Annotated in this window: 11 protein-coding genes; all 11 read right to left on the bottom strand. The window is 61.6% G+C overall.

Annotated features, from left to right (window positions below; all coding sequences use genetic code 11):
• Window positions 1–2160 carry a glycogen debranching protein GlgX gene (glgX, locus tag AB4N92_RS27170; protein WP_010210210.1) on the bottom strand — a complete coding sequence of 720 codons (2160 nt, stop codon included), beginning with the start codon at window positions 2158–2160 and terminating at the stop codon, window positions 1–3.
• Window positions 2161–2279: 119 nt separating this feature from the next.
• Window positions 2280–2552 carry a DUF2934 domain-containing protein gene (locus AB4N92_RS27165; protein ID WP_010210212.1) on the bottom strand — a complete coding sequence of 91 codons (273 nt, stop codon included), beginning with the start codon at window positions 2550–2552 and terminating at the stop codon, window positions 2280–2282.
• A 24-nt stretch (window positions 2553–2576) separates the two neighbouring features.
• Window positions 2577–5315: a malto-oligosyltrehalose synthase gene (locus AB4N92_RS27160; protein WP_236267067.1), complete on the bottom strand. Its 2739-nt coding sequence runs from the start codon at window positions 5313–5315 to the stop codon at window positions 2577–2579.
• Window positions 5312–7396: a 4-alpha-glucanotransferase gene (gene malQ, locus AB4N92_RS27155; protein WP_010210215.1), complete on the bottom strand. Its 2085-nt coding sequence runs from the start codon at window positions 7394–7396 to the stop codon at window positions 5312–5314. Before malQ ends, AB4N92_RS27160 begins: the two co-directional genes overlap by 4 nt.
• The gene (gene treZ, locus AB4N92_RS27150; protein ID WP_460128768.1) at window positions 7393–9138 is read right to left on the bottom strand and encodes a malto-oligosyltrehalose trehalohydrolase; all 1746 of its coding nucleotides are present in this window, start codon (window positions 9136–9138) and stop codon (window positions 7393–7395) included. Before treZ ends, malQ begins: the two co-directional genes overlap by 4 nt.
• 20 nt (window positions 9139–9158) lie before the next feature.
• A complete protein-coding gene (glgA, locus tag AB4N92_RS27145) occupies window positions 9159–10712 on the bottom strand; it encodes a glycogen synthase GlgA (protein ID WP_010210217.1) in 1554 nt (517 codons plus the stop codon).
• Window positions 10713–11215: 503 nt separating this feature from the next.
• Window positions 11216–12169, bottom strand: coding sequence for a D-2-hydroxyacid dehydrogenase family protein (locus tag AB4N92_RS27140; RefSeq protein ID WP_021493041.1), 954 nt, complete (start codon window positions 12167–12169; stop codon window positions 11216–11218).
• Window positions 12170–12195: 26 nt separating this feature from the next.
• On the bottom strand, window positions 12196–13197 hold the full coding sequence (locus AB4N92_RS27135; RefSeq protein WP_198729573.1) for an alpha/beta fold hydrolase: 1002 nt from the start codon (window positions 13195–13197) through the stop codon (window positions 12196–12198).
• Window positions 13198–13241: 44 nt separating this feature from the next.
• Window positions 13242–13685: a YqaA family protein gene (locus AB4N92_RS27130; RefSeq protein ID WP_010210225.1), complete on the bottom strand. Its 444-nt coding sequence runs from the start codon at window positions 13683–13685 to the stop codon at window positions 13242–13244.
• Window positions 13682–14128 carry a DUF411 domain-containing protein gene (locus AB4N92_RS27125; protein WP_236267069.1) on the bottom strand — a complete coding sequence of 149 codons (447 nt, stop codon included), beginning with the start codon at window positions 14126–14128 and terminating at the stop codon, window positions 13682–13684. The genes AB4N92_RS27130 and AB4N92_RS27125 overlap by 4 nt, the downstream gene beginning before the upstream one ends.
• A gap of 97 nt (window positions 14129–14225) precedes the next feature.
• Window positions 14226–14684, bottom strand: a complete 459-nt coding sequence (locus AB4N92_RS27120) for an SRPBCC family protein (RefSeq protein ID WP_236267070.1) — start codon at window positions 14682–14684, stop codon at window positions 14226–14228.
• Window positions 14685–14755 lie beyond the last annotated feature (71 nt).

The following is a 14755-nucleotide window of genomic DNA, read 5'->3' as shown; positions in this document are numbered from 1 at the left end:
TCACACCTCGTCTTCACGCTGCAATTCAAACAGGAGCAACGAACGGCCGGTCACCGCGTACTCATGATCGAAATCAAAGCGCTCCTGGCCCCGCACTGCTGGGGAATTGGTATCAAGCATGCAGGTCCAGAACTCGCCTTCGGGCACCGGTGGCAGACGGAAATTGACCATGTCGTGATGGGCGTTGACCACCAGCAGCAAGGTGGCATCCGCGCCGGCACGGCGGATCCCGGTTTCCTGCGCACGGCCATCCATCAGCATCCCCAGGCAACGGCCGTGGCTGTCTTCCCACTGTTCGGTGGTCATTTCATTGCCATCCGGCGCGAGCCAGGTGACGTCCTTCACGCCGATATCTTCGTTGTAGTCGCCCACCAGGAAGCGTCCACGCCGCAGAATCGGGTAGGCCAGGCGCAGTTTGATCAGGCGTTTCACAAACTTGAGCAGGGCCTTGCCATCGTCGTCCAAGTCCCAGTTGACCCAGCCGATCTCGCTGTCCTGGCAGTAGGCGTTGTTGTTGCCGTGCTGGGTACGGGCGAACTCATCACCCGCCACGATCATCGGTGTACCTTGGGCCAGCAGCAGGGTTGCGAAAAAATTGCGCATCTGGCGCAGGCGCAGTTCGTTGATTTCCGGGTCATCGGTCGGTCCTTCGACGCCGTGGTTCCAGGACAGGTTGTTGTTGCTGCCGTCCTGGTTGTTTTCGTCGTTGGCTTCGTTGTGCTTGTCGTTGTAGGACACCAGGTCGTGCAGGGTGAAACCATCATGTGCGGTGATGAAGTTCACCGAGCTGTAGGGGCGGCGGCCCCGATGGTTGAACATCTCGCCCGAAGCGGTCATGCGCCCGGCAAAATCCGCCAACTGGCCGTCATCGCCTTTCCAGAACGCGCGCACGGTGTCGCGGAAACGGTCGTTCCATTCGACCCAGCCCGGTGGGAAGTTACCCACCTGATAGCCGCCTGGGCCGCAGTCCCAGGGCTCGGCGATCAGTTTGAGCTGGCGCAATACCGGGTCCTGGCGACAGGCGACCAGGAAACTGTGGCGCTCATCGAAACCATCGCGGTAACGGCCAAGAATAGTCGCCAGGTCGAAGCGGAAACCGTCGACGTGCATCTCATTGGCCCAGTAACGCAAGGAGTCGGTGACCATCTGCAACACGCACGGATGGCTCAGGTCCAGGGTATTGCCGGTGCCGGAATCGTTGATATAGAAGCGCTTGTCATCGGGCATCAGACGGTAGTACGACGCGTTGTCGATACCGCGCATGGACAGGGTCGGGCCGCGCTCGTTGCCTTCGGCGGTGTGGTTGTAGACCACGTCGAGAATCACTTCCAGCTTCTGCTCATGCAGGTGCGCGACCATTTCCTTGAACTCGGCGATCTTGCCGCTGGCCAGGTAACGCGGGTCAGGGGCGAAAAACGCGATGCTGTTGTAACCCCAATAGTTCGTCATGCCTTTTTGCAGCAGGTGCTGGTCATTGACGAAGGCATGCACGGGCAGCAATTCGACCGACGATACGCCCAACTGGCGAATGTGCTTGAGTACGTCGTCTTCCATCAGCCCGGCGCAGGTGCCGCGCACGGATTCGCCCACGGAAGGGTGGCGCATGCTGATGCCGCGCAGGTGGGTCTCGTAGATGATCGTGCGATCCCATGGCACACGCACGGGTTGGTCATTGCCCCAGGTGTGTGCCGGGTCGATGACCTTGCACTTGGGCACGAAGGGCGCACTGTCGCGTTCGTCGAAACTGAGGTCGTCGTCCGGGTGGCCGATGGTGTAGCCAAACAGTGCTTCGGACCACTTCAGTTCGCCCACCAGTTGCTTGGCATAGGGGTCGATCAGCAATTTGTTGTGGTTGAAACGATGGCCATTGGCCGGGTCATACGCGCCGTACACGCGGTAGCCGTAAATCAGCCCGGGGTGGGCGTCGGGCAGGTAACCGTGGAAGGTTTCGTCGGTGTATTCCGGCAGTTCGATTCGCTCCAGTTCCACTTCGCCGGAATCATCGAAGAGGCACAGCTCGACCTTGGTCGCGTTGGCCGAGAACAAGGCAAAGTTGACGCCCAGGCCGTCCCAAGTGGCGCCAAGGGGGAAGGGCAAACCTTCACGAATTCGCGACGGCTCATTGCCCGGCGTCGAAGGGGTTTTATCGGGTTTGCGCATTGAGTTGCTCCTGCAAGGGTCTTTTTTCAGGCCGAACGCGGCCTTGCTGACGATATTTCAGCTGAGAGTCTGGTAGTTGAAATCACCTCTTGCCGACAGCGTCGGCAAGAGGTGAGGGGTCAAGGCTTGGGCTTTTTCGGCGCGGCTGGCTTTTTAGCGGCCGGTGGCGCCGGCTTGCTGGCCGCGGCCGTCGCGGGCTTGGCTTTTGCCGGCGGCTTGGGGGCGCCAGCCTTGGGTTTGACGGCTGCCTTGGGCTTGCTCGGCGTCAGCGCTTCGGCCTCCGCCAGTTTGCGCGCCATCTCCCAGTGCCGCGCATCTTCACCATGGGGTTTGCCTTCGGACTCCCAGATCTGATGCGCCAGTTCGCGTATGCGTTTGTCTTCAGTACTCATCACAATGCTCCTCACAGAAAATTTTCAGCTTTCTTGATCATCAGGATTGATAAAGACATTGACCGGGAAATCCCCCAGGGCAGCGCTAACCAACAGCTCCTTGTCTGGTGTGACTGCGCCTGTATGAAAAAGTCCCTTCCAGTTTTGAGTTGTCGCGGCGAACGGTAATTTCACCCGTGTATCGCCCCAAACCTGCGCATTGATCTGGGGATGCACACCGTTTTCAAGCAGGTCATGGGGCCAACGTGGCACCACCACCAGCAAGCGTTTGCCCTGGTGTTCGCGACAAAAGGCGACCACCCGCTCGGCGTATTTGCCGACCACTTCCAGCGGTGTGTAGGTGGCGCTGCGGAACAGCTCGGGATGGGCCATGCGCACGGCCAACACCTGAGCAATCAGCGCCTGTTTGATACGCCCGTCACGCCAGTTGAACAACAGTTCGCCGATATCCGCAGGGGTAGCCAGCGCCTCTTGCCGTGCACTGAAATCCACCGGGCGACGGTTGTCCGGGTCTACCAGGCTGAAATCCCAGAACTCAACGCCCTGGTACAGGTCCGGTACACCTGGCACGGTGAGACGAAGCAAGGATTGCGCCAGGCCATTCAGCGCACCGGCAGGGGCGATCGCTTGAGCGGCATTGCCGATGGCGGTCCGTAGAGCGCGGCCGTCCTCGCTTAGCAGCAGCCGTGAAAGGAACGCTTCGACGCCTTGTTCATAGGCCTCGTTGGGCGCGCTCCAGCTGCTTTGCAACTTGGCTTCGCGCAGGGCTTTTTGTTGCCACTGCCACAGGCGCTGCTGGTAGGCTGCAAAGTCAGCGCCCTGATCCAGCGGCCAACTGCCCAGCAGGACCTGATAGAGGATCAATTCGTCGCCGGCCGACGGCGTGCTTGCATCGGTACGCAACGGCGCGGCGAGGGTGCGCCAATGCTCCACCTGTTCGACGTACCACGGCGCGCATTCACTCAACACCGCCAGGCGTGCGCGAGTGTCTTCGCCGCGCTTGTGGTCATGGGTGGCAGTGGCCAGCAGGTTGTCGGGAAAAGTCTGCAGGCGCTGCTGGTTGACCGCATGAAAGTCGCTCAATGGCGCGCTGAACTGTTCCGTGCTGAAGCCCACGTCGTTGCGCGACAGCAGTACCGCCGAGCGATAGAACGCGGTGTCTTCCACGGCCTTGGCGGCAGCGGGAGAAGTCAATTGCTGGAAGCGCACACAAGCATGCTTGAGGATCTTGCGTTCACGGCCCACCGGGCGATTTCGCCAGGGCTCACCGCCCAGCCATTTTTCCAGGTGGTCGAGCACCGGCCAGTCGCCTTCGCCCAGGGTTGTGCGTGCGCCGTCCATGGCTTGCTTGAATAGCGTGTCGTCAGCAGCGCTGCGCCCACGCGCGCTGATGTAGGTGCGGTACACCGGGAAATGCACAATCAGTTCCTGCAAGGCACGGCGGATGGCACCTAGTGTCAGGTCGCGCGTCATCACATCGTCGCGGGCCACTTGCAGCAGGGCTTGTGCCACGCTTTCAAAGTCGCCGCCTAGGGAGCCGTTGAGGATTTGCTGGCGCGCCAGCCGCGCTTCTTCGATGAACGCCGCAGGCCGTTCACTGTGACGGGTCCACAATTGGGCCAAAGGCTCGAAGCCGTCCGGGTGATGTTGCAGCAGGGACAGCTGGTTCATGAACTCGTAACCGGTAGTGCCGTCCACTTGCCAATCGGTGCGCAGGGTTTCGCCTTCGCCGAGGATCTTCTCCACGAAGATCGGCAAATGCCGGTCCGGCGCCAGCGAATCCACCCGGCGGCGCAGTTTGCGGCAATACCCGCGCGGGTCGGCGAGGCCGTCGATATGGTCGATGCGCAGGCCATCCACCAGGCCTTCGCTGATCAGTTCAAAGATCTTGCCATGAGTGGCTTCAAATACCGCGGTGCGCTCTACGCGCAAGCCGCCCAACTCGTTGACATCGAAGAAGCGTCGCCAGTTGATATCGTCGGCTGCGGTGCGCCAGCTGGCGAGGCGATAGGCCTGTTGTTCGAGCAGATTATGCAGGCGGTCGAAGTCGAACGTCGCCAGCTGCGCCTCGATGGCCTGGCGTACGGGTTCTTCAGTGGCCCGTTCGGCCAGTGCCTGTTTGAGCCAGGCGGCTTCGTGGTAAGCATCGTCCTGGTAGGCCAGGGCGCTGAAGCGGTCGGACAACGGCCTGAGTAATTCATCGTTACCCAGGATCGTCGCGTAATCCCGTGGGCATATCGGAAAACGATGTTCGTAATGCTCAACGTAGAACGCGCCGTGGGTCGCATCAAACTGCAGGCTCACGGTGCCGTTCTGCAAGGCTTCGCCGTAATCGCTGCCAAGAAACGGCATCAGTAACTGGCCTTTGAGCAGCGGGTCGGGCGAGTGCCACTGGATATCGAAGAACTCGCTGTAGGGGCTCATGCGCCCCCATTCCAACAGGTCCAGCCACCAGGGATTATCCGCACCACCCACCGCCATATGGTTGGAGACGATATCGAGGATCAGGCCCATCCCGTGTTCACGCAACGCGGCGACCAGACGACGCAAGGCGGCTTCGCCTCCCAATTCCGGGTTCACGCGGGTGGGGTCGACCACGTCGTAGCCATGCATGGAACCGGCGCGGGCGCTGAGCAGCGGTGAAGCGTACAGGTGGCTGATGCCAAGGCGGGCGAAGTAGGGCACCAGCGGCACCGCGTCGTCCAGGGTGAAACCTTTATGGAATTGCAGGCGCTGGGTAGCGCGCAGGGGCAGTGCTTTCATCGGTCACGCTCGTAGGCTTGGTTGCGCGCGACGGCCAGCAGTTCGAGGCGGCGTGCTGCGCCGGCATTGTCGAGCAGGCTTGACGCCTCGCCCGGCAGGCGGCGGCGCCAATTAGGGTGGGTGTCGGTGGTGCCGGGGAGGTTGGCCTGTTCCTCCACGCCGAGGGCGTCCTCCAGTGGCAATAGCACCAGCGGGGCGCGGGTATGGCCGAGGTAACGCACGCTGGCGTCGATCATATGGTCGGTTTCATTGCGGATTTCTTCGACGAAGTTCTGCGGGTCCTGGCTCAAGGCCTGGCGCAGCGCCTGGCGTTCGCGCAGGCGGTGTTCGCTCCATTGCTCCACGGTGGGCGCATCGATCAGGCCAAGCTGGACGTTCCAGTCGATATCACGGCTGTGCCACCAACCGTTGAGGGTCGGCAGGTCATGGGTGCTGGTGGTGGCCAGGGCATTGTCCGGCCAGTCGAGGATCGGCTTGAACTGCCCGTCGTGGTTTTGCTCGAACAACAACACGCGCATACCCAGGATCGAGCGCGCGATAAGCTTTTCGCGCAGGCCGTCCGGTACAGTGCCCAAGTCTTCTCCGAGCACGATCGCGTGGTGGCGGTGGGATTCCAAGGCCAGCAGGCGCAGCAGGTCGTCCACTGGGTAATACAGGTAGGCGCCTTCACGCGGCGAGGCACCCATGGGGATCACCCATAGGCGTTGCAGGCCCATCACATGGTCGATGCGCAAGCCACCGGCATGGGCGAAGTTGGCGCGCAGCATTTCGATAAATGCACGGAAACCATGGCGCTTAAGCCCTTCTGGGGAGAACGCGGAGATGCCCCAGCCTTGGCCGGCACGGTTGAGGATATCGGGTGGCGCGCCCACGGTCAGATTCGCAAGCAATTCGTCCTGGCGACTCCAGGCCTGGCTGCCACCGCCGTCAGCGCCCACGGCCAGGTCTGCAATCAAGCCGACGCCCATGCCACTGCCGCGGGCAGCTTGTTGCGCACGTTCCAGGCAGCGGGCGATCAGCCACTGGCTGAAGGCGAAATAGCCGATCTCATCCGCGTTTGCTGCGGCGAAAGCGACCAGCGCCGGGCTCTGCGGGTTGCGCCAGTCTTCGGGCCAGTGGCGCCAGTCGAGGTCTTCACCTTTGGCGGCACGCGCCGCTTGCACGGCTTCGAAGCGACAGTGGTTTTCCAGCGCTTCACCACCGGCCTGGCGGAAACTCAAGAAGTCGGCGTGTTGTGGATGCTGGCCGTGGCGGAAGTCCTCATACAGCGCCCGCAGCAGGCGTTGCTTGGCCTTGGCGGCCGTGGGCCAGTCGATTAGGGTGTGTTGTTCCAGGTCGTGCAGCTCATCCGTCAGGCCTAAAGCGTCGATGGCATTGCGCACTTCGCGCTCACCCAGGATGCAGCCCGGCGAGGCGTACAAACTGTTGAGGAACAAACGACTCGACGGCGAATACGGGCTGTAGCGCTCGGTGTCGGCGCTGAACATTGCGTGCATTGGGCTGATCGCCAGGGCATCGGCACCGCGCTCGGCGGCCGAACGGGCCAGGTGTTCCAGGGCCAGGGTGTCGCCAAACCCGCCATCGCCCAGGCGGCGCAAGCTATACAGTTGCGCGCTGAGGCCCCAGGCGCGGGCCGGGCGGCTGTCGACGGCCTCGGCCACGCTGTAGCAATGGGTAGGCGCGACGGCCAAGGTGAAGGTCTGTTCGGCGATATGCACCTGGTGATAACCGAGTGCGATGACGCCCGGCAGCACCGCGTCGCCATCGAGGCGCAGATCCAGGGTTTCGCCGTCTTCGAGGCTGACTCGACACAGGGTGTCGGGTTCAAAGTAGCGGGCCAGGTCCAGGCCTTCGCCGCTGTCGATGGTCATCAGCGGCGGCAGGTGTGTGTCTTGTTGCGCTCGTTCCAGTTCGAGCAGGCTGGCGTCGACCTCGGCATCGCTGTCGGCCGGGTGGCCCAGACCTTTGAGAACGGCGCGCAGGGCGTCGGGTTTTACACGTTGCGGGCGGCCGTTTGCGTCGATCCAATCGACGGCCAGTCCCGCTCGGCTGGCGAGGATTTCCAGGTTCGCTTCGCTCAAGGGTGCTCTCCAACAGGGGATAGGGTAACGCGTGCGCTGTACGGCGGCAGGTGGGCACCGAGGTTGGCAGGCGTTTCGAAAAGGACAGGCCCCGCGGCCGGATGATCCAGCGGCGTGGCACTCAGGTTGAGGTCGATCTGCAGCAGACTGCCATTACCCAGGCGCCAGCGCGCGCTGACGGCACCGTCGGCCAGCACCTGCGCGCCCAGCGCGAGGCTGCCCGGCACGTGCGGCACGATGTGGTGGTGGCGCAGGTTCAGCAGTTGGCGGTAGAGCTGGGCGTGTGGATGGTCTGCAAAGGTCGGGGCCGACTGCTGGAAAGTCGCCAGCGCATTGGGATCAGGGATGCGTTCACGTCGCTGCGGGTCATGGAACGCGGCGAAGTCGGCGAACTCGTTACGACGGCCTTCGCGTACGGCTTCCGCCAGTTCGCCATGGTGGTCGGTAAAAAACAGGAAGGGCTCGCTGGCGTTGACTTCGTCGCCCATGAACATCAGCGGGATCATGGGTGAGAGCAGCAGCAGGGCCGTCGCCGCCTCTAACGCCTGGGGCGAGCATAGTTGATGCAGGCGCTCGCCCAGGGCACGGTTGCCGATCTGGTCATGATTCTGCAAAAACGCCACAAACGCGCTCGGCGGCAGGTGCCCGCTGGGTTCGCCGCGTTCATGGCCATGGCGAGTGGTATGGCCCTGGTAGATAAAGCCTTCGCCCAGGCAGCGCGCCAGTTTGGCGGTAGGCGCCTGGGCAAAGTCGCTGTAATAGGCGTCGGTTTCGCCGGTCAGCAGTACGTGTAGGACGTTATGAAAGTCATCATTCCATTGCGCGTCAAAATCGTGCTGCAGGAGGCTGGCTTGATTAAGTTCGTTTTCCAGCATCAGCCAGACGTGTCGGCCCGTGTCGACTTGCTCACGAACGCGGTGAGCCAGTTGTTTGAGAAAGTCCGGGTTATCGATGGCGTGTACGGCGTCCAGGCGCAGGCCGTCGAAACGATATTCGAGCAGCCACATCAAGGCGTTATCCAGGAAGAAGTCCCGTACTTCACGCCGATCGAAGTCGATACCCGCGCCCCAGGGCGTGTGAACGTCTTCCTGGAAGAAGCCTTTGGCGTATTGGCCAAGGTAGTTACCGTCGGGGCCGAAGTGGTTGTAAACGACGTCGAGGATTACCGCCAGGCCATGTTCGTGGGCACTGTCGATCAGGTGCTTGAGTTGGTCGGGCGTGCCGTAGGAGGCTTGGGGCGCGTAGGGCAGGACGCCGTCGTAACCCCAGTTGCGTTCACCGGGAAATTGCGCCAGCGGCATCAATTCAATGGCAGTCACGCCCAGCTCGGCCAAGCGTGGCAGATGTTTCTCGACACCGGCATAGCCGCCCATCGCGCCGACGTGCAGCTCATAAATGACGGCCTCGTGCCAGGGGCGGCCTTGCCACTGGCTGTGACGCCATTGATAGGCGAGGGGATCGACCACCACGCTCCAACCGTGTACATCCGAGGCCTGGGCCCTGGAGGCAGGGTCGGGTACATCCATTTCCCCGTCGATATTGAAGCGGTAGCGCGTGCCCGCCGGGCACGCTACTTCAGTTTCAAACCAGCCTTCTGCCTGGGGCAGCATGGCGACGGACTTGCAGTTTTCCAATTCAACGCTGACATAAAACGCGTCTGGCGCCCACAAGGCAAAACGCGTGTGTTGCGCGTCCAGCATGATTGCGCCGTGGGGCCAGGTTTCCAGAGTCCGTAACGGCATCTATAGAGACCTCCCGTTGGTTATTTAGCGGATTTCCCCAGTGCTTTAGCCACCAGTTGCTCATACAGTTCGGCGTAGGGTTCCACCGCCTGGCTCCAATTGAACGGTTGTGTCATCGCCCGGCAGCGCATGGCATTGAGCAGGCCAGGGTAGGCAAACACCTTGAACGCGCGGCTCAAGGCTTCTTTGTAGCTGTCGACCGTGGATTCATTGAACAGAAAACCGGTCACGCCATTTTCGATGGTGTCAGCCAAGCCACCGGTATTGCGCGCGACGGGCAGCGAACCGAAGCGCTGGGCATACATTTGGCTCAGGCCGCACGGCTCGTAGCGCGACGGCATCAGCAGGAAGTCACTGCCGGCGAACATGCGCCGGGCATCGGTCTCGTTGAAGCCGATGCGCACACCGATCTGGCCGGGAAAGCGCAGCGCCAGTTCACGCATGGCATTCTCTTCTTCCGGTTCGCCGCGACCGATGATCGCGATCTGCCCACCTTGCTCGACAATAAAGCTGGCAACGGCTTCAGTCAGGTCCAGGCCTTTCTGGAACACCAGGCGTGAGACCACGGCGAACAGTGGGCCGGTGGATTCACTCAGGCCAAACAGCTCGCGCACTTGAGCGGCGTTGACCGCTTTGCCCTCCCAGTCGCCTATGTTGAAGTTGTGGGTCAGGTGCGGGTCGGTGGAGGTTTCCCAGCTGTCTTCAATGCCGTTGGGAATGCCGCTGAGCAAGCCTTGCTGGGTCTTGCTGGCCAGAAAGCCATCCAGGCCGCAGCCAAATTCAGGGGTGGTGATTTCCCGGGCGTAGGTGGCGCTCACCGTGGTGATGTGGCTGGAGTACGCCATGCCGGCCTTGAGGTACGACATCTTGCCGTAGAACTCCATGCCCTCCTGCTGCAGGGCGTGGGGCGGAATGCCCAGTTCCGGCGTGGAGGCCAGGCTGATCACGCCTTGGTAGGCCAGGTTATGAATGGTGAACAGCGTCGGCGTGCGTGACCCACGCCAGTGCATATACGCCGGCGCCAGGCCAGCGGGCCAGTCGTGGGCGTGCACCAGGTCCGGGCACCAGTGGATCTGCGCAAGGTTAGCGGCCATGTCGGCGGCGGCCAGGCCCAGGCGGGCGAAACGAATGTGGTTGTCCGGCCAGTCGCGGCCGTTGTTGGCGCCGTAGGGCGTGCCTTCGCGCTCATACAACTCGGGGCAGATCAGTACATAGATGACCAGGCCGTCCTTGAGGTCCATTCGCCCGATCTTGCAGGGTGGCAGCGCGGCGTGGCCACCCAGCTCACCGATGATATGGATCGGGTTATCGCTTTCCATCACCTGCGGGTAGCCCGGAATCAGCACCCGCACATCGTGCAGGTGGGCCATGGCGCGGGGCAGGGCCGCGGACACATCGCCCAGGCCGCCGGTCTTTACCAGGTCGGCGAATTCGGAGGTCACGAACAGGACTTTCTTGCGATTAGGATTCTGACTCACGATCGGCCGCACAGTGGTGGGCAGGTCGACCAGCGAAGGTCCCCCTACCGGCTGACTGACACGCTCTCCCTGAATATTTACAGCGGCACTGATCATATTTCTCTCCCACATGTTGGTCGGCTAATGGCCCGCTGCCACTAGCTCCGATGACCGCATCCTGCGGCCAGGCGCGCAAGCACTGTACAAACTGGCAAGGCGTATGCCAGTTGCACGGTTAGCCAAAAAAGATTGGATGGACGGGCATTTCGCGTGAATCACGCGTGCTCGCCTACCTTAAAACTGGACCTACGGCAGAGTTGGAAAGTTTCGATTTTTTGCGGGGTTTTTGTTTTGGAACGGACCCATCGGTCATCAGTCTAGGACATATCCTAGAGCCCGTAGGGTTTCTACGAAGATTTTGTAGGACAAAATACTTGTAACGATATGCTGCTTTGAATTCGGCCTTTAAGCCGCAGGCGCGAGCGTGCTCGCGAAAACCATCGCGGCGCCACTGCGCATCAGGTAGAACGCGGTGCTCTCGGGCTTTCCGCGAGCACGCTCGCTCCTACAGGGGGCGTTATGGCAATCACACCATGGGGCGCACGCTCCTGATTGGTGCGTCAGCCCAGCACGCGAATGGGCGCGCCGTTCGCCCACGCTTGAATGTCTTCGATCATCTGCGCGTAGAACTGCCGATAATTCTGTTCGCTCACATACCCCACATGGGGCGTGGCCAGTACGTTTGGCAGGCGACGGAACGGGTGGTCCACCGGCAAGGGTTCCTCGGTATACACATCCAGCGCCGCTCCTGCCAGGCGACCGCTTTCCAAGGCCTGCACCAGCGCCGACTCATCCACAATCGGCCCACGGGCGGTGTTAACCAGGCGAGCGCTCGGTTTCATCCACCCCAGCGCCTCGGCATCCACCAGCCCCCGGCTGCGGTCACTGAGCACGAGGTGCACGGTAAGAATATCTGCCTGTTCAAACAGGGCTTGCTTGCTGACCCAGGTCACGCCCGATTCCGCCGCACGTTCTGGCGTAAGGTTTTCGCTCCAGGCAATTACCCGCATGCCGAACACCTGGGCAAACTTCGCCACTTTCTGGCCAATGCTGCCCAGGCCGAGAACCCCCAGGGTTTTGCCGTACAGATCGCCACCCAGGCCAACCTGCCAGTGGCCTGCACGCAAGGCGTTGGCCTCGGCCAGCAGGTTGCGCGTAGAGGCCATGATCAGCGCCCAGGTCAACTCCGGTGCTGCGTGTTTATAGCTGTCGGTGCCGCATACCGTGATGCCCAGCGCCCTGGCAGCCGGTAGGTCAATGGCTGCGTTGCGCATGCCGCCGGTCACCAGCAGCTTGAGCTTCGGCAAACCTTGCAGCAGGGCCTTGTCGAAGGTCGAGCGTTCGCGCATCACGCAAATCACCTCGAAACCCTTCAAACGCTCGATCATGGTGGCGGTGTCCGTCGGGTAGTCGTGCAGGAAATGCACCTGGCCCACGGCCTCTAGCACCGACCAATTCACCACGTCACTGGCCACATGCTGCCAATCATCAATGACTGCGATCTGTACCGACATTCACGAGTGCCTCGTTAAAGGTTGGATTAAAGCGCGTTCAAGCCCTGCAACAGCGCCGTGTGAAACCGGGCCGGTTCCTCCATCTGCGGTGCATGCCCCAGGCCCGGGAATTCCACCAGGGTTGCATGAGGAATCAATTGGGCCACTTGTTTGCCCAGCACGGCATAGTCACCAAGCTTGGCCTTGACCGCCGGCGGCGCGACGTCTTTGCCAATGGCAGTGTTGTCCGACGTGCCGATCAGCAGCAGCGTGGGCATCTGCAGGTTCTTGAACTCGTAGTACACCGGCTGGGTGAAGATCATGTCGTAAATCAACGCTGAGTTCCATGCGACCCGCGTATGCCCCGGACCGTTGCTCAGACCGGCGTACATGTCCACCCAACGCTCGTACTCGGGCTTCCAGCGCCCGACGTAGTAGGTGTTGAGCTGGTAGTTTCGAATGCCGTCGGCATTGACTTTCAGCTCACGCGCATACCATTGGTCGACGGTGAGGGAGGGCACCCCCAGTGCCTTCCAGTCTTCCAGGCCGATGGGGTTTACCAAGCCAAGCTGCTCGGTCTGCTCGGGAAACATCAGCGCGTAACGCGTGGCGAGCATGCCACCGGTTGAATGGCCGATGACGGTGGCCTTTTGAATGCCGAGCTTTTCCAGCAGCTGATGGGTGTTGGTCGCCAACTGTTGGAAGCTGTATTGATAATGGTCGGGCTTGCTGGAACTGCAGAAGCCGATCTGGTCCGGCGCGATCACCCGGTAACCGGCGTCGCTGAGGGCCTTGATCGAGCTTTCCCAGGTGGCGCCGCAGAAGTTCTTGCCATGCATCAGCACCACGCTGCGGCCGTTGGCCTGCCCTTTGGCGGGCACATCCATATAACCCATCTGCAGGGACGCGCCTTGGGATTGAAATTCGAAATGCTGAAGCGGGTAGGGGTATTCAAAGCCTTGCAGCTCGGGACCGTACGTAGCGGCGAATGCCGGGGCGGCGGTGGCGGCGAGCAGGCTGGCGATGCAAAAAGCGCGGGTCAGGGGCATTGGCAGGGCTCCGAGAAGGGTGCTCGGATGCTGTTGCGAGACGATTAAGTGGGGATTAACACCCATTGCAACGCCACGGCAGCCAGGACGCCATAACGCACGCTTTTGGCCAGGGTCACCAGCAATAGGAATCGCCATAACGGCTCGCGCATCACCCCAGCCACCAGGGTCAGCGGGTCGCCAATGATCGGCACCCAACTGAGCAACAGCGTCCAATGCCCCCAGCGCTCGTAATGATTGCGAGCCTTGTCCAACTGTTTGTCGCTGACGGGAAACCAGCGTCGTGTCTTGAAGTGCTCAACCCAGCGCCCCAGCCACCAGTTCACCACCGAGCCCAGCACATTGCCCAGCGTGGCAATGCCCAGCAACAGCCACAGGCTGTAATGCCCGCTGAGCAGCAAGCCCACCAGCACGGCTTCCGATTGCAGTGGCAGCAGTGTCGCGGCGCCAAAGGCGGCGAAGAATAACCCCAGATAGCCCGCGATCATTGCGCCGGGTATTCAGCCGCCACCACGTCTTTGCCCTCGCGGGTCAGGCCGATGACTTGATAGGCCTCGCTGCGGCCTTCGACTTCCATGCCGGGTGAGCCCATGGGCATGCCCGGCGCGGCGACGCCCAGCAGGTCGTCACGTTTGCGCAAGGCCAGCACCTGTTCGGCAGGCACATGGCCTTCGACGAACTTGCCGTCGATCACGGCCGTGTGGCACGAACCCAGGCGCGGCGCCACGCCCAGGCGTTGCTTGACGGCGCTCATGTCGGCTTCGACGTGGTCATTGACCTTAAAGCCATTGCTTTGCAGGTGGCTGATCCATTTTTTGCAGCAACCGCAGTTGGCGTCGCGGTGCACGTCGATGGGGATCAGCTCGGCAGCTTGGGCCAGGGTAGTGGTGAAGAGGGCTGACAGCAGGGCCAGGCGCAATGTGGTTTTCATAGAAACTCGCGTGTAGGAGATGGCCGTTGGGATGGCGGCGATCATGACGCTGTCATCGCAGGCAAGCCAGCGCCTGGCCGGTGGGAATGTTTCCAAATTATACGAAGGGTGGGTTTTCCAACCGGTGTTTGAGCTGATCGAGGGCGACGGCCGACAACTCGATCATGCGCTCATGCAAGGTGGCCAATTGCAGCTCGGTCTCGTAGGTCAGCACCCGCTTGAACAGCGTGCCGCCCTGATGGGGCAGCAGGAAGTAGTGGATGGAACCATCAACGGCCAGGGAGGTGAACACCGTCTTGAATTCGCGAGGGCGCCGGGCGATCTGCACACGGTAACTCATGGGGACGCGGATCCCCAGCAAGTCGATGAACTCGGTGAAGCGCGCACCCGCAGGCAGTGAGCCGGTGGTGCCGGTATCGGCACTGAGGGATGTGGGATGCCATTCGTGCCAGCGATCCGGTTGGGTCACATAGTCATAGACAGCATCGATGGGGGCCTTGATAAAGCGTTCCTGACTGATCCGCTCCAAACGGACCGCCTGCTCGGCAGCTCGCATGGCACACCTCCTGTGTTGCGACTAGGAGCTGTCAGAATAGTCCCACTCCCGCACATTGCACGGGAGTGTTT

The organism is Pseudomonas sp. S3_A09 (assembly GCF_054668065.1).
The sequence above is the reverse complement of the archived record's forward strand: the minus strand, read 5'-3'. Positions and strand labels throughout refer to the sequence as shown.

Excerpts from the sequence above, each read along its gene's own strand:
- AB4N92_RS27125 (WP_236267069.1), bottom strand. The coding sequence starts at position 14,128 with ATGAAAACCACATTGCGCCTGGCCCTGCTGTCAGCCCTCTTCACCACT.
- AB4N92_RS27135 (WP_198729573.1), bottom strand. The coding sequence starts at position 13,197 with ATGCCCCTGACCCGCGCTTTTTGCATCGCCAGCCTGCTCGCCGCCACC.
- AB4N92_RS27140 (WP_021493041.1), bottom strand. The coding sequence starts at position 12,169 with ATGTCGGTACAGATCGCAGTCATTGATGATTGGCAGCATGTGGCCAGT.
- AB4N92_RS27160 (WP_236267067.1), bottom strand. The coding sequence starts at position 5,315 with ATGAAAGCACTGCCCCTGCGCGCTACCCAGCGCCTGCAATTCCATAAA.
- treZ (WP_460128768.1), bottom strand. The coding sequence starts at position 9,138 with ATGCCGTTACGGACTCTGGAAACCTGGCCCCACGGCGCAATCATGCTG.
- AB4N92_RS27130 (WP_010210225.1), bottom strand. The coding sequence starts at position 13,685 with ATGATCGCGGGCTATCTGGGGTTATTCTTCGCCGCCTTTGGCGCCGCG.
- AB4N92_RS27165 (WP_010210212.1), bottom strand. The coding sequence starts at position 2,552 with ATGAGTACTGAAGACAAACGCATACGCGAACTGGCGCATCAGATCTGG.
- AB4N92_RS27120 (WP_236267070.1), bottom strand. The coding sequence starts at position 14,684 with ATGCGAGCTGCCGAGCAGGCGGTCCGTTTGGAGCGGATCAGTCAGGAA.
- glgA (WP_010210217.1), bottom strand. The coding sequence starts at position 10,712 with ATGATCAGTGCCGCTGTAAATATTCAGGGAGAGCGTGTCAGTCAGCCG.
- glgX (WP_010210210.1), bottom strand. The coding sequence starts at position 2,160 with ATGCGCAAACCCGATAAAACCCCTTCGACGCCGGGCAATGAGCCGTCG.